This window comes from Collinsella sp. LCP19S3_B6, assembly GCF_052121815.1.
Lineage (GTDB): Bacteria > Actinomycetota > Coriobacteriia > Coriobacteriales > Coriobacteriaceae > Collinsella.
The window spans coordinates 1-22,296 of the sequence record NZ_JBQKDN010000005.1; the positions used below are offsets into that span (position 1 = coordinate 1).

The 22,296-nt window shown below is 60.8% G+C and carries 19 protein-coding genes; 3 read left to right on the plus strand and 16 right to left on the minus strand.

Translation table 11 applies throughout. From position 1 onward, the window contains the following. Window positions 1-217: 217 nt before the first annotated feature. On the minus strand, window positions 218-2,995 hold the full coding sequence (gene ileS / locus ACTQWD_RS02860; protein ID WP_441536971.1) for an isoleucine--tRNA ligase: 2,778 nt from the start codon (window positions 2,993-2,995) through the stop codon (window positions 218-220). Window positions 2,996-3,505: 510 nt separating this feature from the next. Between ileS and ACTQWD_RS02865 the strand changes: the two genes are divergently transcribed. Next, window positions 3,506-4,594, plus strand: coding sequence for an iron-containing alcohol dehydrogenase family protein (locus ACTQWD_RS02865; protein ID WP_154515482.1), 1,089 nt, complete (start codon window positions 3,506-3,508; stop codon window positions 4,592-4,594). A 130-nt stretch (window positions 4,595-4,724) separates the two neighbouring features. On the opposite strand, the gene ACTQWD_RS02870 is transcribed toward ACTQWD_RS02865, so the two are convergent. Next, a complete protein-coding gene (locus tag ACTQWD_RS02870; RefSeq protein ID WP_441559205.1) occupies window positions 4,725-5,177 on the minus strand; it encodes a DUF523 domain-containing protein in 453 nt (150 codons plus the stop codon). A 75-nt stretch (window positions 5,178-5,252) separates the two neighbouring features. Beyond that, window positions 5,253-7,145 (minus strand): ATP-dependent zinc metalloprotease FtsH, encoded by a 1,893-nt coding sequence (gene ftsH / locus ACTQWD_RS02875; RefSeq protein WP_195838531.1) that lies wholly within the window; start codon window positions 7,143-7,145, stop codon window positions 5,253-5,255. A 92-nt stretch (window positions 7,146-7,237) separates the two neighbouring features. Here ftsH and ACTQWD_RS02880 point away from each other — a divergent pair, with 92 nt between their 5' ends. Next, window positions 7,238-7,723, plus strand: a complete 486-nt coding sequence (locus tag ACTQWD_RS02880) for a cob(I)yrinic acid a,c-diamide adenosyltransferase (protein ID WP_441559206.1) — start codon at window positions 7,238-7,240, stop codon at window positions 7,721-7,723. 85 nt (window positions 7,724-7,808) lie between these two features. On the opposite strand, the gene ACTQWD_RS02885 is transcribed toward ACTQWD_RS02880, so the two are convergent. From ACTQWD_RS02885 to thyA, 4 genes are all read right to left on the minus strand, one after another. Then, window positions 7,809-9,158, minus strand: a complete 1,350-nt coding sequence (locus ACTQWD_RS02885; RefSeq protein ID WP_441559207.1) for an MATE family efflux transporter — start codon at window positions 9,156-9,158, stop codon at window positions 7,809-7,811. Between the two features lie 125 nt (window positions 9,159-9,283). Further along, complete coding sequence (locus ACTQWD_RS02890) at window positions 9,284-10,198, minus strand: TrmH family RNA methyltransferase (protein ID WP_441559208.1); 915 nt, start codon at window positions 10,196-10,198, stop codon at window positions 9,284-9,286. 109 nt (window positions 10,199-10,307) lie between these two features. Further along, window positions 10,308-10,826, minus strand: a complete 519-nt coding sequence (locus ACTQWD_RS02895; protein WP_441559209.1) for a dihydrofolate reductase — start codon at window positions 10,824-10,826, stop codon at window positions 10,308-10,310. A 9-nt stretch (window positions 10,827-10,835) separates the two neighbouring features. Continuing rightward, complete coding sequence (gene thyA, locus ACTQWD_RS02900; RefSeq protein ID WP_154515464.1) at window positions 10,836-11,684, minus strand: thymidylate synthase; 849 nt, start codon at window positions 11,682-11,684, stop codon at window positions 10,836-10,838. Between the two features lie 216 nt (window positions 11,685-11,900). Between thyA and ACTQWD_RS02905 the strand changes: the two genes are divergently transcribed. Beyond that, entirely contained in the window at window positions 11,901-12,665 is a 765-nt protein-coding gene (locus ACTQWD_RS02905; RefSeq protein ID WP_427794672.1) for a NifB/NifX family molybdenum-iron cluster-binding protein, read from the plus strand. A 116-nt stretch (window positions 12,666-12,781) separates the two neighbouring features. On the opposite strand, the gene ffh is transcribed toward ACTQWD_RS02905, so the two are convergent. The 9 genes from ffh to ACTQWD_RS02950 form a co-directional block, all read right to left on the minus strand. Continuing rightward, window positions 12,782-14,275 (minus strand): signal recognition particle protein, encoded by a 1,494-nt coding sequence (gene ffh, locus ACTQWD_RS02910; protein WP_427747339.1) that lies wholly within the window; start codon window positions 14,273-14,275, stop codon window positions 12,782-12,784. 10 nt (window positions 14,276-14,285) lie between these two features. Then, the gene (ftsY, locus tag ACTQWD_RS02915) at window positions 14,286-15,203 is read right to left on the minus strand and encodes a signal recognition particle-docking protein FtsY (protein WP_441559210.1); all 918 of its coding nucleotides are present in this window, start codon (window positions 15,201-15,203) and stop codon (window positions 14,286-14,288) included. Continuing rightward, entirely contained in the window at window positions 15,203-18,739 is a 3,537-nt protein-coding gene (gene smc / locus ACTQWD_RS02920; RefSeq protein WP_441559211.1) for a chromosome segregation protein SMC, read from the minus strand. The genes ftsY and smc overlap by 1 nt, the downstream gene beginning before the upstream one ends. Window positions 18,740-18,749: 10 nt before the next feature. Then, window positions 18,750-19,475 (minus strand): ribonuclease III, encoded by a 726-nt coding sequence (gene rnc / locus ACTQWD_RS02925; RefSeq protein ID WP_154515455.1) that lies wholly within the window; start codon window positions 19,473-19,475, stop codon window positions 18,750-18,752. Window positions 19,476-19,478: 3 nt separating this feature from the next. Continuing rightward, the gene (locus tag ACTQWD_RS02930) at window positions 19,479-19,721 is read right to left on the minus strand and encodes an acyl carrier protein (protein WP_154515452.1); all 243 of its coding nucleotides are present in this window, start codon (window positions 19,719-19,721) and stop codon (window positions 19,479-19,481) included. A 117-nt stretch (window positions 19,722-19,838) separates the two neighbouring features. Beyond that, complete coding sequence (gene plsX, locus ACTQWD_RS02935; protein WP_441559212.1) at window positions 19,839-20,855, minus strand: phosphate acyltransferase PlsX; 1,017 nt, start codon at window positions 20,853-20,855, stop codon at window positions 19,839-19,841. An 88-nt stretch (window positions 20,856-20,943) separates the two neighbouring features. Next, a complete protein-coding gene (rpmF, locus tag ACTQWD_RS02940; protein ID WP_022094017.1) occupies window positions 20,944-21,123 on the minus strand; it encodes a 50S ribosomal protein L32 in 180 nt (59 codons plus the stop codon). 64 nt (window positions 21,124-21,187) lie between these two features. Further along, the gene (locus ACTQWD_RS02945; RefSeq protein ID WP_154515446.1) at window positions 21,188-21,742 is read right to left on the minus strand and encodes a YceD family protein; all 555 of its coding nucleotides are present in this window, start codon (window positions 21,740-21,742) and stop codon (window positions 21,188-21,190) included. Beyond that, window positions 21,742-22,239 carry an ATPase gene (locus ACTQWD_RS02950; protein WP_154515443.1) on the minus strand — a complete coding sequence of 166 codons (498 nt, stop codon included), beginning with the start codon at window positions 22,237-22,239 and terminating at the stop codon, window positions 21,742-21,744. Before ACTQWD_RS02950 ends, ACTQWD_RS02945 begins: the two co-directional genes overlap by 1 nt. Window positions 22,240-22,296 lie beyond the last annotated feature (57 nt).

The window sequence follows — 22,296 nt, forward strand, 5'->3', positions numbered from 1 at the left end:
GGCAGGCCCCGCCGACCGATTGCAAGCGGTCGGCGGGGCCATTGTGGCTCTTGACAGCGGATTGGGTCATATGAGCGAAAACCCGCCAGAGCGAGCAAGGTGCCTTGAAGCAAGGCGGCATAGACCTTCTGGTCATGCCGCCGAAGCTGAAAGGCAGATTGCCGCTCTGGCGGGTTAGCAGCGTCAACCTGTTACGCGGTTTGGTAAAACCGCGTAACTACAAGGCATTCGCGCAGCGCTCGCAGATATGCGCGTGACCGTTGTACTCGCCGACGGTGGTGCGATAGTTCCAGCAACGGTCGCAGCACTCGCCCTCGGCGGCCTCAATAGCAACGGAAAGCTCCTCGCCCTGGGTTAGCTCAACATCGGAGACGATGTAGAACTCGGCCAGATCGACGGCCTTGTCGCCGGTCAGCAGCGCATACATCTCGGCGGGAACGACCGCCTTGACGCGGACCTGCTGGCTCTTAGTGAAGGTGCCGGCGGAGCGGGCATCCTCAAGGGCCTTGGTCACAGCGCTACGGAGCTCGAGCGAGGCCTCGAGCACGCCCTCGAACTCATTGGCCTCGTCGACCGTGATGGGCGACTTATACCAATCGAGCAGCGCGGCGTACTTCTGGTGATCGACGCAGCCGGCGGGCGCATAGGCCATGGCCTCGTCGACCGTGTAGGACAGGATCGGCTGCAGGTCGCGCATGAGCATCGAGAAGAGCTCAGCCAGCACGGTCTGGGCGCTGCGGCGCTCGAGCGAGCCGGGCTTGTCGCAGTACAGACGGTCCTTCAGGGCGTCGAGGTACACGTTGGAAAGCTCGGTAACCACAAAGTCGTAGAGCGCACGGTAGGCGCGCGGGAACTCGTAGCTGGCGTAGGCGTCGTCGACCTCGGCCTGGACCTGGGTCAGACGGGCAACCATGAGCTTGTCGAGCGGCAGCAGGTCGGCAAAGGCGACGCCGTCGGTCTCGGGCTCAAACTGACCCTCGAGCTCGGAGAGCAGGAAGCGCAGCGTGTTGCGGAAACGACGGTAGGCATCGGACGTACGAGCAAGGATCTCGTGGTCGATGGAGACGTCGGAGCTGGTATCGACCGAGGCGACCCACAGGCGGATGATATCGGCGCCCATCTCGTCGCAGACCTTGTTGGGGTCGATGACGTTGCCGAGCGACTTGGACATCTTGCGGCCCTGGCCATCGAGCGTGAAGCCCTGCGAGACGACCGCCTTGTACGGGGCGTGGCCGTTGGCACCCACCGAGGTGAGCAACGAGCTCTGGAACCAACCGCGGTGCTGGTCGGAGCCCTCGAGGTACACATCCGCCGGGTACTCAAGCTCGGGGCGATACTCGCAGACGGCCTTCCAGGACACGCCGGAGTCCCACCACACGTCGAGGATGTCCTTATCGGCCTTGAGGTGATGGCCGCCGCACTTGGGGCAGACGCAGGCCTCGCCCAGGTAGCTCTCGGGAGCGTCGGTGAACCAGGCGTCGGAGCCCTTCTCGTGGAAGAGCTTGATGACGGCGTCGAGCGTGGCGTCGTTCATGACCTTCTCGCCGCAGTCGGCGCAGGTGTAGCTGGGGATAGGCACGCCCCAGTTGCGCTGACGGCTGATGCACCAGTCGGGACGCTGCTCGACCATGGCACCGATGCGGTTGGCCGCGTGGGCCGGATACCACTTGACGTTCTCGCGGATCTCCTTTCCAGCCTGCTCGCGCAAACCGGTCTTGTCCATCGAGACAAACCACTGGTCGGTAGCACGGAAGAGCACCGGGTGCTTGCAGCGCCAGCAGTGCGGATAGCTGTGCGTGATCTTCTTCTCGAGGACCAGGGTGCCGCGCTCGCGCAGGAACTCGATGATGTGCGGATTGGCCTCGTCGGTATCCATACCGCTGAAGGGGCCACCGGTACCAAACTCCTCGCCGGTGTAGAACTTACCGTCGTCATCGACCGGCATGCAGATATCGGTGATGCCCTCCTTGAGGCAGGCGAAGTAGTCGTCGACGCCGTGGCCGGGCGAGTTGTGGACGATACCGGTACCGTCATCGACGCCGACGTAATCGGCCAGCAGTGCCACGCCCTCGACGCCGTCAAAGATCGGCTGCTTGTAGTGGATGTGGTGGAAGGTCTCAGCGGGAACCACATAGGGCTTACCGTCGACCATGACCGGGGTGTACTCCCAGCCAAACTCCTCACAGCACTTGGGAGCCAGGTCCTCGAGCATAACCTCGGCACGGCCATCGTGCTCAACGGCAACATAGGCGGCGCCGGGCTTAAGGGAAACGGCCTGGTCGGAGGGGATGGTCCACGGCGTGGTCGTCCAGATGATGAAGTCAACCGGGCCGTCGAAGTTCTCGAGACCGGCAGGCTTAGTGGTCATCTCAAAGCGCACGAAGATGGACGGGCTCGTCTCGTCGGAGTACTCGATCTCGGCCTCGGCCAGCGCGGTGTGGCAGTGCTTGCACCAGTGGACGGGCTTATGACCGCGATAGATCATGCCCTTGTCGAACATGGCCTTGAAGACCTCGATGTCGGCGGCGTCATGCTGGTGATAGAGCGTCAGATACGGGTTGTCCCAGTCGCCAAGAACGCCCAGGCGACGGAAGCCGGCCTTCTGCAGCTCGATGTTCTCGACAGCGAACTTATTGCAAAGCTCGCGGATCTTAGCCGTGGAGGTCTGGTTGAACTTCTCGGTGCCGAGCTTCTCCTCGACCTTGTGCTCAATCGGCTGACCGTGGCAGTCCCAACCGGGGACATAGGGAACCTCATAGCCCTGCATCATCCAGTAACGGTTGATCATGTCCTTAGAGATCTTGTTCATGGCGTGGCCGATGTGGATCGGGCCGTTGGCATACGGAGGGCCGTCGTGCAGCACGAACTTCTTGTGACCCTTGTTCTTCTTTAGAACTTGCTCGTAGACCTTGTTGTCCTGCCAGTCCTTGAGTCGCTTGGGCTCGGACTTGGAAAGACCGGCACGCATGGGAAAACCGGTCTTGGGCAGATTCATCGTCTGCTTGTACTCGTTTGCCACGGTACCCCTTTCTTGTCATGGGCGCGCACGCCCTCTGGGCACCAAAAAAGCGCCCGTCCCTGCAAGCTGGGACGAAGCGCCACAAGACAGGCAGTCTGCCCGTAAAAGCTCTTCGCTTAACCACCCAGCTTAGATGCCCTCGCCCGCGTCGCCGCGCGCTCGCATCCGTTACTCGGCTGGCCTGTATCGACGACCATCTCGGCGATATCTACTAAGACGTGCCTGCGCGGCACGTCCGTTGGGACCGCAGCTCCGGGGTGATTTTCATCGGTCGCATGCACGGGTTCTCAGCGCTCCCCGCTCTCTGTAGCATGCGGACGGCCGACTACTCGTCCCCATCAACGCTTATGCGGAGTATGCTAGCACGTTCCGCGCCGACGAAAAACCCTCAACACTGGTTTTATACGTTCGAAATTTCTCGCGGCTGTAGACCTTCTCTAGGAGCAAAATACCTGAAAGCACTTTATCGAACGAAAGAAGGTTGCTATGCGCACGATCGGAATGAGCGACTATACCGTCGGCGAGGACTGCTTCGACGAGCTACCCGGCGCGCTGGCCGAATACGGTGCGACCAAGGTCGCAATCATCGGTGGCAAGCGAGCACTGGCTGCAGCACTTCCCGGTATCGAAGCCGCGCTGGCAGGCACCGGCGTCGAGGTTCTGGAGACGCGCGTCTACGGCACCAACAGCACACGCGCCAATATCGCCAAGGTCGTAAACTCCCCTGCCTGCCAGGAAGCTGACGTGCTCATAGCCTGTGGTGGCGGCAAGGCGCTCGACACCGTGAAGACCGCAGCTATCGAGCTCAAGAAGATCGTCTTTACGGTGCCGACGATCTGCTCCAACTGCTCCGCCGCGACCGCCATTGCCGTTGTCTACAACGACGACGGCTCGCTTGAGGGCTATTCGTACCCCAACCGCCCCGCGCACATCTTCATCAACCCCAAGATCATCGCCGAGGCACCGGCAGAGTACTTCTGGGCCGGCGTGGGCGATGCCCTGTCCAAGCAGCCCGAGGTCGAGTACGCCACAAGCGCCGGAAATTTGGAGCACACCGCCGGTCTTGGCCTGGCACTCGCCCACACCTGCTCCGAGCCGCTGTTTACCTATGGCGTCCAGGGTCTTGAGGACGTGCGCCAGGACCTGTCGAGCGAGGCCGTCAAGCAGATCGCGCTCGACATCGTGGTCAACACAGGATATGTCTCGAACCTGACCAACCAGAACGATTACTACTACAACTCGAGCGTGGCACACGCGTTCTACAACGCCACTTGCAGCATTCCGCGTGAGGGCACCTACCTGCACGGCGAGGTCGTAAGCCTGGGCGTGCTCGTGTTGTTCGCCTACACGGGCGACACCGAGAACCTTGAGCGCTATGCCGCCTTTAACAAGCAGATGGGCCTGCCCGTGACGCTTGAGCAGGTCGGGCTTTCCGAGGCCGATATCCCTGCCCTGTGCGAGTACGCGCACGCCACCAACGAGTGGAAGCAGGGTAACCCCGAGCCCTTCACCGACGAGAAGTTCGCCGCCGCCATCAAGGCAGCCAACGCCTACGGCCACACCCTCCTCGCCTAACCTACCAAAAAGGGACAGGTTTATTTTGGCAGGTTTTATCTGGGAAAACGCCATTGAATATCTGTTGAAATTGTTTAGCTTGCCAGTAAAGGGGGCGACCATCTACTCGATGGCCGCCCCCTTTCATTTGCTATTCCAACATGCTCGGGTCAAATTCACTTGCGGGAATCACACGGTACCCGTGGCGCAGGAGCAGGTCGACGAAGACACCGTTACCCGCGGTGAGCGTGCCGCTAAAGGTGCCATCGTAGACGCGACCTGCACCGCACGAGGGGCTACGGTCCTGTAAGATGCACGCGGCGATCTCTTCCGGCCCGCCCGCCTGCTCGCACATGTCGAGTGAGCGCTCGGCACCCAGGCGAAACTCACGATCGACCGAGGCGCCCTCGCAGGTACGGACTTCGCCGTTCACAATTTCGGACGGCTTGCGCGGCGTGGGCAGACCGCCAAAAACCTCTGGGCACACGAGGAGCACCTCGGTTCCCGTGCGCTCGCAAGCCTCAACCAGCTCGCGATGGTAATTATCGAGCCCGTTATACTTGCAGCTCTCGCCCATCAAGCAGGCACTTACCACGATCTTCATATACAACTCTTCCCAAGCGAAACGCCCCATTTGAGGTGGACACTCAAATGGGACGAAAGCACTGCGCAACTAGTATTACTGCTGCTTTGGCATCAGCGGATTCTCACGCGTGAGGAGATTCATAAACTCCTCGCCCGTGATCGTCTCCTTCTTGTACAGATAACGAGCTAGCTCGTGGAGCTTAAACTTGTTCTCCTTCAGGATCTGCAGGGCGCGGTCGTGCGCATCCTCGATCAGCTTGGCGACAATCGCGTCCACGCGCTCGGCCGTACCGGGGGCGCAGGTGAGCGACGTATCCTGGTTAAGGTACGCGTTCTGCACGGTACCGAGCGCCATCATGCCAAACTCATCGGACATACCAAAGCGCGTCACCATGTTACGGGCGAGCTTGGTGGCCTGCTCGATATCGTTGGCGGCGCCGGTCGTCATCTCGCCAAAGATGAGCTCCTCGGCAGCACGGCCACCGCAATAGACGGCGAGCTTGTCCAGGATCTCCTGGCGCGTGGTCAGGAAGCGCTCGTCCTCCTCGACCTGCATGGTGTAGCCCAGAGCACCGCTCGTGCGCGGCACGATGGTGATCTTTGTGACCGGCGCAGAGCCCTTCTGGCGAGCGGCAACGATGGCATGACCGATCTCGTGATAAGAAACGACCTGCTTCTCGTGGTCGGACAGCACCGTGGACTTGCGCTGCTGACCGGCGATGACGACCTCAACCGACTCCTCAAAATCGTCCTGCGTGGCGCGTTTGCGACCCTCGCGGACGGCACGCAGGGCGCCCTCGTTGATAATGTTGGCCAGGTCGGCGCCCGAGGCACCGGGCGTGGCGCGGGCAATCGCGGTCAGGTCGATCGGCGGCTGCGTCTTCACGCTCTTGGCGTGCAGCTCAAGAATGTTCTTACGGCCGGTCAGGTCGGGCAGCTCAACGGGAATGCGGCGGTCAAAACGACCGGGGCGCAACAGGGCCGGGTCAAGGCTGTCGGGACGGTTGGTGGCAGCGAGGACGACGATACCCTTGTGGTTATCGAAGCCGTCCATCTCGGTCAGCAGCTGGTTGAGCGTCTGCTCGCGCTCGTCGTTGCCACTAAAGCCGCCGCCGTCGCGCTTCTTGCCGATGGTGTCGATTTCATCGATAAAGACGATGCACGGGGCCTTTTCCTTGGCCTGCTTAAACAGATCGCGAACCTTGGCGGCGCCGCGGCCGACGAACATCTCAACAAACTCAGAGCCCGAAATACTAAAGAACGGAACACCTGCCTCGCCGGCCACAGCCTTGGCAAGCAGGGTTTTACCGGTACCCGGAGGGCCGACAAGGAGGGCACCGCGCGGCAGCTTGGCGCCAATCTCCTCGTAGCGCTGCGGCTTCTCCAGAAAGTCGACGACCTCCTTGAGGGACTCCTTGGCCTCTTCCTGGCCAGCGACATCCTTAAAGGTCACGCCCACATCCTTGGAGGCAATCACGCGCGCGCCGGACTTGCCCAGTCCACCGCCGCCAAAACCGCCGCCGCCAAAGTTCATCGACGGGCCGTCATCACCCATGGCCTTCTTCATGCGGCGGTTGAGCCACCAGCCGATCAGGAAGAAAATCGCCATGGGAAGAATGAGGGTGAGCAGGTAGTAAGTCATCAGACCCGAGTTCTTATCGGGAACGACCGACTCAAGCGAGGCGCCAGATTCAAGCACGCGATCGGTAAAGCCCGCATCATTCGGCACACCGGTCGTCTTGTAGGCGATGTTCTCGTCCTCGCCCTTCTTGGTGTAATAAATCGAGTAATCGTCCGTGTTGTACTCGACCTTATCGACGCTCTTCTTGTCGAGCGCTTTGACAAACGTCGAGTAATCGGTCTTCGTAATCTGCTGCGTGTGACCGATGTTGGGGAACAGAACGGTCGAGAGCACGAGGTAGACGACGAAGGCGATGAGCACGTAGAGGATCATATTCCGTCTACGTTTGTTGTCATCCATCTCCATCTGCTTGAACTCCATCTACTGGGGTTGATAATGCTAACTAGAATACCCAACCCGGCCGGCGATAAACCGACACCGGGCACGAAAGGACAGAGATGGCATCACTGGAAGTCGGCAAGGTTCAAATCTATACGGGCGACGGCAAGGGCAAGACGACGGCTGCGCTGGGGCTCGCGCTGCGCGCCACGGGCTATGGACTTAACGTGTTCATGCTTCAGTTTGCCAAGAAGCTGCACTGCGCCGAACATGACGCAGCTCCTCGATTGGGGCTTTGCATCGTACAAGCCGACCGCAACACGCCCGAAGCCTGTGCCGCACAGATCATGGAGCTGGCGCGCGAGCAGATTAGCCAAGTCGACGTGCTGATCTTGGATGAGCTGGGAGAAGCCATGCGACGGGGCTTTGTGACGCGCGAAGATGTCGAAGCGTTAATCGCGATGAAACCAACCACCACGGAGCTCGTGCTCACTGGCCGCGGTTTGCTGCCCCTCGCCGACCTTGCCGATCTAGTAACCGAAATGCGCCCCGTCAAACACTACTTCGACGAAGGCCTCCTAGCCCGCCAAGGCATCGAATACTAATTGATCCAAAGGGGACGGAGGAAAACGAATCATCGACATCACCACGGAGAGCAATGATCCGTTTTCCTCTGTCTCATACGGATCATTAGGCAGTGGCGCGGCCTAGCCAGTTGCCGCTGTGGTGGTAGATGGTGAACATCGCGGCCGTGATGAGCCAGGTTACGGGGTAAACCAGCAGCAGGAGCTCAAGCGACGGATCGAAAGGCATGATCGCAAACACCCAGATCACCCTGAGCACGACGGTGCCGAAAATCGTGAGAATCATGGGTTGCAAGCTCACGCCGGCACCGCGAATGGAGCCCGACGCGTTTTCGATAATCGAGAAAATCGCATAGAACGGCGCAATAAAATGGATGATGGTCGTGGTGTACGCCGAGATCGAAGCATCGTCGACAAACAGACGCGACAGAGGACCCGAGAACACCAGCAGCACGGCAGACAGGCCACCAATGAGCATAAACGACAGCACGAGCGACGTATGGTAGCCCTTGCGCATGCGCTCGTAGTTGCGCGCGCCAAAGTTCTGTGCCGAGAACGTGGTGATCGACACGCCAAGCGCCTCGGTAACCATCCAGACAATGCCATCTAAGCGGCCCGAAAGACCCCAAGCCGTGGTGACATCGGCACCAAACGAGTTGACCGACACCTGAATCAAAACGTTGGAAATCGAATACGCAGCAGACTGAAAGCCAAGCGGCAGACCACACGAGATCATGCTCTTGCAAATACCAGGATCAATGCCGAGTTTGGACAGTGAAAGCCGCCACGCACCCGGTGCGTGCATCATGCGAATCACGATCATCGTGGCGTTGGAGCAAATGGTCAGCGCCACCGCGATGCCGCAGCCCAGAGCCTCCATATGAAGCACGGCAACGAAGATGACATCCAGTACCACGTTAACGAGGCAGCCGGAAGCGATGATCACGGCAGGGCCACGCGTGTCGCCCACGGCGCGCAGCAGTGCCGTTCCCATATTGAGCAGCAGCGCCGCAACCATGGCGGCAAAATAGCAACGAGCATAGGCCACACCCTCGGCCAATAGTTCATGCGGCGTATTCATAAGCACCAGCATGGGCTCAACGAACACTATGCCCAGAATCGAGACAACGATACCGCCCACCAGAGCGAGCGTCATGGCCGTATGGACCGAACGACTCAGTCGCTCATCATCGTGCTGGCCAAAATACTGACCCGTAATAACAGCACAGCCGGCGCCAACACCGACGCAAAAACCGATGCAGAGCTCCGTGAGCACCATCGTGGCCTGTATGCCGCCCAGCGCGAGCTTGCCGCCAAACTGACCGACGATATAGGTACCGATAAGCGTGTATGCCTGCTGAAAGAACGAACTAAAAAAGATGGGAACGCACAGCGAAAGCAACTGCTGCCAAATAACACCCTGTGTTACATCGATAGCCGTAGATTTCTTAGCCACACGCCCTCCCCACCAGCGCACGTCAAACAACAAAACGTCAATTTAAGACCAAAGCCAGCACCAGCTTAGCACCGACCGGCGTCAACCGAAACACTCGGACTCAGAGCCCAGTGCAAAATATCTGCCTAGTGATACAGTCCCGGCTGGTAGTGATACTCGTTGCTCACGTGCGGACACAACTGCCAAAAAGCGACAGCACTCGCCGCGGCCACGTTGAGCGAATCGACCCCGTGCGCCATCGGAATACGCACAGCCCGGTCACAGCCCGCGATGGTCTTGGCGCCCAGGCCGGCGCCCTCGGTGCCCATAAAGATCGCCAACCGGTCAATCTCCCGCAACGCGGGATCGTCCAACGACACCGAATCATCCGTCAATGCCATGGCGGCACACGAAAAGCCGGCATCGTGCAGCGCCGCCAGCCCATCATGCGGCCATACGCGTGCCTCGCTGCCAATGCGCGTCCAGGGCACCTGGAACACCGTGCCCATGCTCACGCGGGCCGAGCGGCGGTACAGCGGGTCACAGCAAGTGGGGCTCACCAAAATGCCATCGACATTCAACGCTGCCGCCGAGCGGAAAATCGCACCCACATTAGTATGGTCGACAATACCCTCGAGCACGCACACGCGCACCGGGCGCTCACCCGCCACCTCGACGACGCCGTCCAAGAACTCATCAACCGGAATCTGACGCGGGCGACGGAACGCCGCGAGCGCACCGCGCGTCACGTTAAAGCCCGTCAACTGCTCCATGAGATCCATGGAGGCCACGAACACAGGAACCGGACCTGCGCCCTCGCGTACAACCAGACGCTCGAACAGCGGCATCATCTGATCGAGCCAGCGCTCACCCAAAAGAAAGCTCACCGGCTCGTATCCGGCACGCACCGCGCGCTCGATGACCTTGGCGCTCTCGGCGATAAAGATGCCCTTTTGCGGCTCCAGCACGCAGCGCAGCTCGCGCTCAGTCAGTCGCACGTAGGCGTCGAGCCGCTCATCATTAAGGGAATCGATTCGCAGCACCTCAACGGCATCAGTCATAGCAGCCAGCCCGTACCCTTCTTTACAGCACATCTATACCAAACGAGGCGACGCTAAGCGCCGCCCCATGCATTCAATCAACCCGGTGATACCGTTCACGCCAGACGATTTAAGCATCAACACGACGATATGTCACGAACTCATAATCGAGGCCTTCGTCACCCTCGCCCGCGGCAATCGTGGCAACCCCGTCGCGCCGCGCAACTTCCCACGCAGGATCGACATCCAAATTGGGAAAGTACGTGTCCACGGCATGGGTGCAATGGTTGTGCGTGACCTCGGCCTCCACGCAGTACGGCAAAAACTGCCGATAGACATCGCCGCCACCGATCACCCAGGCAACAGGTTCATCGGCCACGGCGGCCAAGGCCTCGTCGATACTATGCACTACGTCGACGCCCTCGAGGGCAAAGCCCTCGTCGCGTGTGAGCACAATGTTGCGACGGTTCTTAAGCGGACGCCCACCGGGAAAACTCAGCAGGGTCTTGCGTCCCATAATGACCGGGCAACCTTTGGTGCACGCCACAAAATGGCGCATGTCGGCACGGTTGGACACGACCATGTCACCCTCGCACCCAATGCCCCAGTCATCGCACACGGCGACAATGGCAGAAAGCTTACACGTCATGCGCGTCACCTACACCGCAATGGGGATGTTCTTGACCTGCGGACCGTGCTCATAGCCCTCAACGATCAAGTCGTCGGTCGTAAACGCGTAGAAATCATGCACATCGGGGTTGAGCGTTACCTTAGGAGCCGCAAACTGCGGACGCTCGATAAGCTCGCGGACGATATCGACATGACGGTCGTAAATATGGGCATCGGCGATCACATGCAGCAACTCGCCAGCGATCATATCGACCGACTGCGCGACCATCATCAGCAAAATGGCATACTGGCACACATTCCAGTTGTTCGCGGCCAAAATGTCCTGGCTGCGCTGGTTGAGAATCATGTTGAGTGTGGGCTTATCGTCCTGCGGGCGCTGCGTGACGTTATAGGTCACGCTGTAGGCGCACGGATACAGGTGCATCTCGGACAGGTCGCTAAAAACGTACGTATTGGTCATGATGCGGCGGCTGTACGGCGTGTGCTTAAGGTCGTACAGCACGCGGTCCATCTGGTCAAAGTCACCCTCGGCATAATGGCTCTTCTGCCCAATCTGGTACCCGTAGGCCTTGCCGATGGATCCGGTCTCGTCGGCCCACTCATCCCAAATATGACTGTTGAGGTCATGCACGTTATTGGACTTCTTTTGATAGATCCATAGAATCTCGTCCATGGCAGATTTGAGGGCCGTACGACGCAGGGTAAGCGCCGGAAACTCCTCACGCAGGTCGTAGCGTGCCGTGACACCAAAGTTTTTAATAGTATAGGCAGGGGTGCCGTCCTCCCACACCGGACGAACCTTTTGGCCCTCGGTAGTGGTGCCATGGTCCAGAATATCGCGGCACATGGCTACAAACTGTTGATCAGCTTTGCTCATTGACCCTCCTGTCAGTCGCCTATAAGCGATTTTTATTGTAGCCCAGGCGCGCAGCATCGAATTGCACACTTGGGGCGGCACACGCAATGCACGGCAGTACGGCACCGCATTCGCAAATGCTCCACCTTTAGCTTTTTTGACATATGACAAAAATAGCTTGAAGGGTTTCGTATACGCGCTATCCTATTGTTGACATATGTCAGATTTGGAGAGTGTATGGCAGGAAGACGCGAAAAATTGCGCCGTGTTGGGATCATTCCCGAATATCGCGGCTTTACCCCTGACGGCCTTGCCAGCGGAGACGCCATCGACATGACGGTCGATGAGCTCGAAGTCCTACGGCTTTGCGACCTAGAAGGCCTCAATCAGGAGGCCGTCGCCCAGCAAATGGGCATCGCCCGTGCCACCGTGGCGGCCATCTGCAGCCGCGCGCATCGCAAGGTGGCAAACGCGCTGGTCAACGGGCGAGCACTTAGTATCGAGGGCGGCAATATCGCATACTCCCCCACACCTACGACGACGGCCATATGGCCAGCAAAGGAGGTCGGCACCATGAGGGTGGCAACGACGTACGACAACGGCAACATCTTTATGCACTTTGGCCGCAGCGAGCAGTTCAAAATCTATGACATCCAGGATGGCAAGGTACTCAACGAGCAGGTCGTAGGCACCGGCGGCACTGGTCACGGCGCCCTAGCGGGTCTGCTCGCCAACGGTGGCGTCGATACGCTCATCTGCGGCGGTATCGGCGGCGGCGCCATCAACGCGCTCACCCAGGCAGGCATCACGGTCTATGCGGGCGCCCAGGGCAGCTGCGACGCCTGCGTCGAGGCCCTCATTGCCGGCACGCTCGCGCAGACCGGCGAGGCCACCTGCGACTGCCATGGGCACGAGCACGAGCACGCCCACGAGCATGGCGAGTCCTGCAGCTGCCACGGCCACCACGACCATGATGGGCACGAGGGCTGCGGCTGCCACTAGTGGCAAGCACCTCAACGCCAACACGCTTCCGCGCGTGAGAAAACCTGCGAACGAACGGCGAAGGCCGCCTGGAGTACCATCCAGGCGGCCTTCGCCATACTCGACTCAACCAGTCGTTACTTTTTATTACGCATCTGCGCTTCCATCTGGCGCAGCAGGTCCATATCGGACTTGGGACCACCTGTTCCCATGCCACCCAGGCCACCCAGGCCGCCCATGCCACCCAGGCCCATGGCATCCAGACCGGGAATATTGGGCATGCGCATCTTTTTGCCTTTTTTACCCTTCTTGCCCTTCTTGCCGCCGGCTTGCGCCTGGTTGGCCATCGAGCGCATGCGGCCCATCATCTTGTTCATCTCGCCCCACTGCTTCATAAGGCTATTGACCTCGGTGGGGGTCACGCCGGCACCCTTGGCGATGCGGGCGCGACGCTGGCCGTTGATGATGGAAGGACGCAGGCGCTCCTCCTTGGTCATCGACATGATGATGGCCTCGTTCTTGTCGAAGATGCCCTCATCCAGGTTGCCGCCCATCTGGTTGAGCGCGCGCTGGCCGCCGGGAAGCATGCCCAGAATGCCCTTCATACCGCCCATCTTCTTGACGGCCTTCATCTGGTCGAGCATGTCGTTCATGGTAAAGCCCTCGCGCAGCATGCGCTCGGCAGCCTCGAGCTGCTCGGCATCGGCTGCCTCCTGGGCTTTCTCGATAATGCCGACGACATCGCCCATGCCCAAGATGCGCTTGGCCATGCGGTCGGGATAGAACGGCTCCAGCGAATCGGGCTTCTCGCCCATGCTCACGAACTTGATGGGCTTGCCGGTCACCTGGCGCACCGAAAGCGCGCCGCCGCCACGGGCATCGCCGTCGAGCTTGGAGATGATCACGCCGTCAAAGTCGGTGCGCTCGGCGAAGGTCGAGACAACGTTGACGATATCCTGGCCGGTCATGGCATCGACGACCATCAGCACCTGATCGGGCTTGACGGCCTTCTTGATGTCCACGGCCTCCTGCATCATCTGCTCGTCGATCTGCAGACGACCGGCGGTATCGACGATGACCACATCGCGCAGGTGGTCGACGGCCTCCTGGATGGCGCCCTTGGCAATATCGACCGGGTGCTCGCCGTCACCGCGGAAGACCGGCACGCCGATCTCTCCACCAAGCGTGGCCAGCTGGTCGGCAGCGGCGGGACGGTAGACGTCGCACGCGGCGAGCAGCGGCGAGCGGCCCTGCTTCTTGAGCAGGTATGCCAGCTTTACAGCCGCCGTGGTCTTACCGGAGCCCTGCAGGCCCACGAGCATAATGACGTTGGGAATGCGGTTGCTAAAGACGAGCTTGCTCTCGGTGGAGCCGAGCATCTCGGTGAGCTCGTCGAGCACGATCTTGACGACGTTTTGCGCCGGCGTCAGCGATTCCATGACCTCGGCGGTCATGCAGCGCTCCTTGGTCTTGGCGACAAACTCCTTGACGACCTTAAAGTTGACGTCGGCCTCGAGCAGCGCCATGCGAATGTCGCGCATGGCCGAGGTGATATCGGCCTCGGTCAGCTTGCCCTTGCCGCGCAGGCGGTCAAATGTGTCGTTGAGGCGATCGCTCAGAGAATCAAACACTGGTCACTCCTTAGTTGGACTCGCCCACCAGGGCGCGGCAGAAATCTTTGGCATTAAACTCCTGCAGGTCATCGACCTGCTCGCCCACGCCCACGCGCAGAATCGGGAGCTTGAGCTTCTCGGCCACGGCCATGGCGATACCGCCCTTTGCCGTGCCGTCGAGCTTAGTCATGATAATACCGTCCAGACCCAGCGCCTCATTAAACTCGAGTGCCTGGTTCAGGCCGTTTTGGCCCGTCGCGGCATCGATCACGAGGACAACCGAGACGGGCATGGGGCCGGCGGCCATATTGGCGGAGCGCTTACGCGTCACGTTGACCACCTTGGCAAGCTCGCGCATGAGCTCGGGGCTCGTGTGCAGACGACCGGCGGTGTCGATGAGCACCAGGTCGCTGCCGCGCTTATCGGCCTCGTCGAGCACGTCGTAGCAAACGCTTGCCGGGTCTGAGCCGCGGTCGCGCTTTATGACGGGGACGCCGGCGCGCTGGCCCCACACATCGAGCTGTTCGATGGCGGCAGCGCGGAAGGTATCGGCCGAGCCGATCACGACGTTCTTGCCACGGGCGGCCATGGCGCTCGCGATCTTGCCGACCGTAGTGGTCTTGCCGGCACCGTTGATGCCCACAAACAGCACGCAGCTCGGCGTGTCGGCGAACGGATCGCGCTCGACGGGTACAAAATGCTGCTCGAGCTGCTCGGCCAGGGCCCGACGGAGTTGCGGGGCGGTCTTGAGGTTCTTCTTGGCCGCGGCATCGCGCAGGTCGTCGGAGACCTGGATGGCGACCTCGGCACCCATGTCACCCATGACGAGGGTGTCCTCTAGGTCCTCCCAAAAATCCTCGTCGACCTCGCCGCCAAAGTAAAAGACCTCGTTGAGGGCCTCGCGGCTGCGCTCAAGTCCGCGCGAGAGAGCATCGAAGAATCCCATTATGCATTCACGACCTTTCCGGTTTCGCGATCGAGTTTTTGCGAGACGACGCGACTGACGCCGTCAGCTTGCATCGAGACGCCGTAGAGGACGTCAGCGTCCTCCATAGTACGGCGCTGATGCGAGATAACCAAGAGCTGCGTATCGGAACGCAGCACGTCAAGCGCGCCGATGAGCTTGGACAGGTTGGCGTCATCGAGCGCCGCCTCGACCTCGTCCAGCACATAGAACGGCACCGTACGCGTGCGATACACGGCAAAGAGCAGGGCAAGCGCCGTCAGGCTCTTCTCGCCGCCCGACATGAGCATCATCTTGGTGATGCGCTTGCCGCGCGGCTGCGCCACGACCTCGATGCCCGTCTCGGCCGGATGCTCGGGGTCGGTCATCTCCAGATGCGCCTGGCCACCCGGGAACAGCATGGCGAAGATCTCGCGGAAGTTCGCATCGACCTTTTCGAAGGTCACCAGGAAGGCTTTACGCATCTTGCGGTCGATGGCCACGGTAATCTTGGTGAGCGCCTTGCGCGCGCTCTCCAGATCGGCCAGCTGCTCCTCGATGTAATCGGCGCGGCGCTTGAGCTGCTCGTACTCCTCCATGGCAACCTGGTTCACAGGGCCCAGGTTGTTGATCTGGCGCACGAGCTGGTTGAGCTCGCGCTCGGCGGCGTCGCGATCGGTGGGAGCAGGAAGCACGAGCGCTTCCTCAAGCACGGTGGTGCCATCGGCGGTAATGGCCTTGATGGCCGCCTCTACCTGCACCTCGAGCTTGCCGCGCGCGACCTTGAACTCGTTTTGTGTCGCCGTGGCGGCATCGACCCGCTCCTTGGCGCGGGAGACCTCGGCCTTGGCATCCTCGATGGTTTTCTTGAGCGAAGCCGAGTCTGCCTCCTCGAGTGAGGCCTGGTCACGCAGGCGCGCAGCCCAATCAGATGCACGCTCCAGCAGGGCCGAATAGCGCTCGTGCATGGGATCGACACGCAGGCGCAGCAGCTCGAGCGAGCGCGAAGCCTGACGTGTTCCGCGGATACGGCGGTCAATGCCCTCCAGGCGATGCTCCAGATCGGGCACGCGGCCCTTCAGCGAACGCAGGCGCTCGCTCGTCTGGGCCAGGCGCACCTTGGCATCGGCGAGCTTACCGGCTGCCTCGGAATCGTCACGGCGCACGCGATCGAGCTCGTCGTTGGCTTCGGCAATCTGGAGACCCAGGTCGCTTGCCTGCGCACGGGCCTCGTCGCGCGAACGGGTGAGCTCGTCAACGCGCGGGCGCGCGGCGCGAACGGCCTCGGCCGCCTGCTCGCGGCGCTTGGAGATGCGCGCACGCTCGACCTCGGCGTTGTTGGCGCTTTGCTCCAGGCGGCCAATCTCGGAGAGCAGCGAGCGACGCTCGCCCTCAAGACGGGCGATCTCGCCGGCGGCATCACCCTCGGCGGCACGCGCCTCCTCGACGGCCGCATTGGCCTCGATAACCTGGTTCGACACATGCTCAAAAACGGCAGCCAAATCGGGCTCCAGGCCTTCGAGCTCGCGAATACGGCGCTTCCGCTCCAGGGCACCCGAGGCCTCGCCGGCATCGAGCCCCACGCGCACCAGGCCACCAAAGCTCACGCGAGCGCCATCGGGCGTCACATAGGTCACACCGTCAACGACTGGTGCCGCCAGCGCACAAGGCAAGTCATCGACCACGTAATAGCCGCCGAGCAGCGCCTCGACAATCGGGCCATAACCGGCACGCACGGACAGGCGATCAACCAGACGCGAACCGGCAGCGCCCTCGGCAGCAGCAGAGCCGCTCACACCACGCGCCACCAGCAGTGCCTCGCCCGAGGCCTTCTTTTGGTCCAAAGCCGCACGACCGGCACGCTCAAGCGTGGCGGCGTCATCAAACAACAGGGCATCGATATCGCCGGCAAGCAGCTGCTCGACCAGGCCCTCAAGCTCACGCGGCGCCTCGAGCACGTCGCCCAGACGGCCCGTTACGTCATCGCCCAATGCCCCTACCAGACGGCTCACCAACGGCGAGCTATCGGCCATACGGGCATCGAGCTTCTTTTGGCTCGCAAGCTCAGAGCGCACCTCGGACAGCTTGTTGCGCGACTCGCTCTCACGGGCGCGCAAGTCCTTCAACGCCGCACGGGCGACCTCGGTGGCCTGGCGCGCATCGGCCTGGGCTTGGCGAGCCTGATCGAGCGCGCCGTCGAGCTCCTCGGCACGGTCGCGACGACTCTCGAGCGAGGCCGTGACCTCCTCGAGCTGCTCGTCAATCTGCTCCAGGCGCGAGGCATACATGTTGTCCTCGACCTCGGCATTGCTCAGCGAGTCTTTCACCTTGGCAAGCTCGAGCGCAGCCTTGTCGGCCACGCGCTGCACATCGCGTTGCTCGCGCGTAAGCTGCGAAATCTGATTGTCGAGCGCAACACGGCGCTCGTGGAGCTCGGCGGCGGCAGGGCCGGCGGCGTCAACGTCGTCCTGGGCCTGCATGTGCGCACCGGTCACTTCCTCTAGCTGGGCACGTGCATCCTCGAGCTCCTCGACCACGCGACGACGCTGATGCTCGGAGCTCGAAATCTGGCCGCGCATATCGGACAGGCGCGACACCATATTGTGGCCCTTTTCCTCGAGCAGGCGCATATCGGAGTTAATACGGCCGACCACATCTTGCATATGACGGCGCTGCTCGCCCAAGTCACCCACAAACAGGCCCTTTTCCTCGAGCATCACCTGGAGCTTCTCGAGCTCGCGCTCCTTTTCGCCCAAGCGGTACTGCGCAAGCTCCAGCTCGGCGGCACCCTCTTTGGAACGGCTCTCCAGATCGTTCCACTGCGACTGCAGCGAACGAAGCTCGTCAACGGCCAGCATCTGCGTAAGCTCGTTCGCGCGCGAGGACAGCTCTTTGTACTTGCGCGCGCGATCGACCTGACGCTCCAACGGTCGCAGCTGACGGGCAATCTCCTTATTGATGTCGCGGGCACGAGTAAGGTGCTCGTCCATCGACTTAATCTTTTTGAGCGCACGCTCCTTGCGGCGCTTGTGCTTGGAAATGCCGGCAGCCTCCTCGATAAGGACGCGGCGCTCCTCGGGACGGCTCTGCAAAATGGCATCGAGCTTGCCCTGGCTGATAATGGAATGCGTATCCTTACCCAAGCCCGAATCGTGCAAAATGTCCTGGATATCCATCAGGCGGCACGGACTCGAATTGATGAGGTATTCGCTCTCGCCCGAACGATACATGCGGCGGGTGATGGCAACCTCATCAAAGTCGACAGGCAGCACATGGTCCGAGTTATCGAGCACCAGCGTGACCTCGGCAACGCCCACCGGCTTGCGCGCCGACGAGCCCGAGAAGATGACGTCCTCCATGGCCTGGCCGCGCAGCTGCTTGGCGCTCTGCTCACCCAGTACCCACAGAATCGAATCGGAGATATTCGATTTTCCCGAGCCGTTAGGACCGACGATGACGGTCAGGCCCGGCTCAAACGTCATATGGGCGCGGTCGGCAAACGACTTGAACCCTTTGAGCGTAAGGGACTTGAGATACACGGTTCCTCGCTTAAACGGGCTTCTTGTTGAGAATCACACCGTTGGTGGTGTAACCCATGCGGTCGAGCGCCTCGAGTGCAGCGGCTCCCTCGGCCTCTTTCTTAGAGGCGCCGGTGCCGCGGCCCTGACGGATACCGTCGACAAGCACCACGGCGGTAAAGGTGGGCGCATGTGCCGGGCCCTCGGAGCCTACCAGCTTGTATGCCGGGGGCTCGTGACCGTCTGCCTGCACGCACTCCTGCAAGAACGACTTGGGGTTCGCGGGGTGCTCGGCACGCTCGGAGGCCAAATGGGGCTTAAGCGTGCGGTGGATGAACTCTGCCGCCGCATCCCAGCCGGCATCGAGGTACAACGCACCCACGAGCGACTCATAGACGTTCTCGAGCGCCGAGTTAAGGCCGCGCGCGCCGGTACCGGTCTCGGAGGCGCCAAAGATGATGATGTCGTCGATGCCCAGCTCGTGCGAAACCTCGGACAGTGTGGCACCCGAAACAAGCGATACCTTCAGACGCGTGAGCTTGCCTTCATCGAACTCGGGATAAGACTCAAAGAGCGAACGGGCAACCACGGCGCCCAGAATGGAGTCACCCAAAAACTCAAGCCGCTCATAGCTGGCAGAGACCGGCTGCCCCTCTACTGCCGAGGGGTGGGTGAGCGCCGCGCGTAGCAGCACCTTGTTATTAAACTCATGGCCCAGGATTTCCTGAGCGCGCGTGAGTCGTTGAGATAAAGCCAAGACCTAGGCCTCCCTGGCGTTTTCGATAGCGTCGACGGCGTCGGCAACGGAGGTGAGCGACAACAGGGTCTCGTCATCGATCTCGAGGTCAAACTCGTCCTCGATGGCCGTCACCAGCTGCAGGCGCTCGAGCGAATTGGCATCGAGGTCATCAAAAGTCGTCTCATCACTGATCTCGGCAACGTCGACGCCCAGCACGTCGGCAGCGACCTCGGCGATCTTGTCAAAGATTTCGGAGCGATCCATAGCGCATCCTCTCATAAGTCGTGGAATACAATGTGTCGCGCGGGCGGAAGCCGCATTGCAGCACGGCTCCGATTCTACCCCACGATGCATAGCTTGAGCCACGTAACGGAGCTCTTGCTAAACGATACCTTCCATGGAATTGGCAATGCTTTCGATAAGCCCGGCTCGAACGGCCTGAGCCGCGGCGAGTGTACCGTTCTTAACGGCTTCGGCCGACGTGGCGCCATGGCCAATCAAAACGACGCCGCGAAGGCCCAGCAGGATCGCGCCGCCCTTGGCATCGCCCGAGAGCTTGGCTTTCATCTGACGCATCTGCTTTTTGATGAGCAGCGCGGCGATCTTGGTACCGAGCGAAGACATAAAGGCGCCCTTGAGCTCTTGCAGCAAAAACTTGGCAGCGCCCTCGGTTGCCTTGAGCGCAATATTGCCCGACATGCCGTCGGCGACCACAACGTCAAAATTGCCCGACGTAAGATCGGTGCCCTCGCAGTTGCCCACAAAACCGGGGACCGCGGCTTTCATAGCCGGGAAGCACGCCTTGGTAAAGCTAGAACCCTTCTCGTCCTCGGTGCCGTTGCCAAGCAGGCCCACACGCGGATGTTCGATGCCCAGGACCACGCGGGCATAGGCTGCACCCATCTGGGCAAAGCGAACCATGTCGTCGACCTCGACATCGGGGTTGGCCCCCATGTCACACAGTACCGTAAGGCCACCGGCGCGGTTGGGCAGCGCATTGGTGAGGCATGGGCGCACCGGCTGCTTCTTACCCTCTACCAAATATCTAAACGGCGTCACGTAGGCGGTGGCGGCAGCCGTCATGGCGCCGGTCGACCCCGCGGAGAAAAACGCGTCCGCGTTGCCCTTCTTAATAGCACGGCAGGCAAGCACGATCGAAGACTTACGCTTGGTCATCACGGCGCGGATGGGATCGTCGTCCATGGCGATGACATCGGGGGCCTCCAGAGCCTCCACGCGCGCGTGCGCCGCGGCAAAGGGGTTGACGATATCGGCGGGGCCAACAGCAATGACCTCGATATCGGGATCGGCGGCAAGTGCGGCCTCAATACCGTCGAGGACAACTTGGGGCTTCTCGTCTCCGCCCACAACGTCTACACAAACGCGAACGTTACTCATTTCAGGTGCTCCTTATACAAAAATGGCCGACTCACTGAGCCGGCCATTGTGGTTCCAGTTGGAACGGCATCGTATCCAGAGTATACCGTTACTCGGTAACGATAACCTCGCGGTCCTTGTAGAAACCGCAGCTGGGGCACACGTGGTGCGGGAGCTTGACAGCGCCGCAACGGGGGCACGTGGACTGAGCCGCAGCCGAGATCTTCATGTTGGCGGAACGACGGGTATGGGTACGGATACGACCCTGCTTTTGTTTAGGTACGGGCATAGTGACCTTCCTTATGAACTATCCAGTGTGGCGATTACGCGCAAGTAGCGATACTACCACATTTTTACTCATCAAGATTGAGATTCTTCAATGCTGCAAATGGATTTTCCGTGGCAGCGGCCCATTCGGCCTCGGCCTGGGCAGCGCAATCGCATTGCTCGACGTTGAGATTGATGCCGCAGGTGGGGCACAGGCCGCGGCAATCGGGCTTGCAGAGCACCACAAACGGCGTGTCCATGACAACGGCGTCGTTAATGGGCTCCCCCAGATCGACAATGCGGTCCTCGCCCAAAAGCTCGTAACCGTCCTCGTAGGCCTCGGGATCCTCGGGCTCCTCAAAGAGGTAGAACTCCTCGATCTCGCCGGCGATATCAAACGAGGCGAGCTCAAGGCAGCGGTCGCATTCGCCGGTGGCGTGCGCTCGAACCATGCCGGAGAGCAGAACACCGGTGCCCGCATTGGTAAAAACCACGTCGTAAGCAATGCCGTCCTGCAGCTGGTACTCCTTCTCGCCCACCGTGTAGGTGGCGACATCGACCTTGCCGGTCAGCGGATACGAGTCTCCGGGAAACTCGAGCTGCTCGGAAAGATCGACGGTAACGCTCGGGAACTCAGCCATTACCACTGACCGTTCTGCTGGGCGGCACCCTCGTTGAGCTGCTGACGGCAACGGGTAACGGTGCCGGTCAGGCTCTTGAGGTTCTCCTCGAGATGCGTAAAGACCTGCTCGGCATAATCCTCAGCCGCATAGCGCGTCTCGCGCTCGTACTGCTGGGCACGATCACGGATATCGTCGGCCTGCTGCTGCGCCAAGCGGACGATCTCCTGCTCACCGGCAATGGTGAGTGCCTGCTGCTGAGCATCGGCAATGATGGAATCGGCCTGAGCGGCGGCGGAAGCCATAAGCTCGTCGCGCTCCTTGAGGATGCGACGGGACTTCTGCCACTCCTCGGGATAGCTCATACGGATCTCGTCAAGGATGTTAAAGAAGACGTCGGCATCGATAACCTTCATCTGGGCATTCTTGCCGAACGGCGTCTTAGCCTCTTCGATGAGCCCCTCGAGCTCCTCGACAAGGCTCACGATCCTGTCGCCAGGAAAATTCTCGCCCGGCATCCGGTCTCCTTTCATAGGTAACATGTCATCGTGTTAGTTTACCACATGCCATCAGGC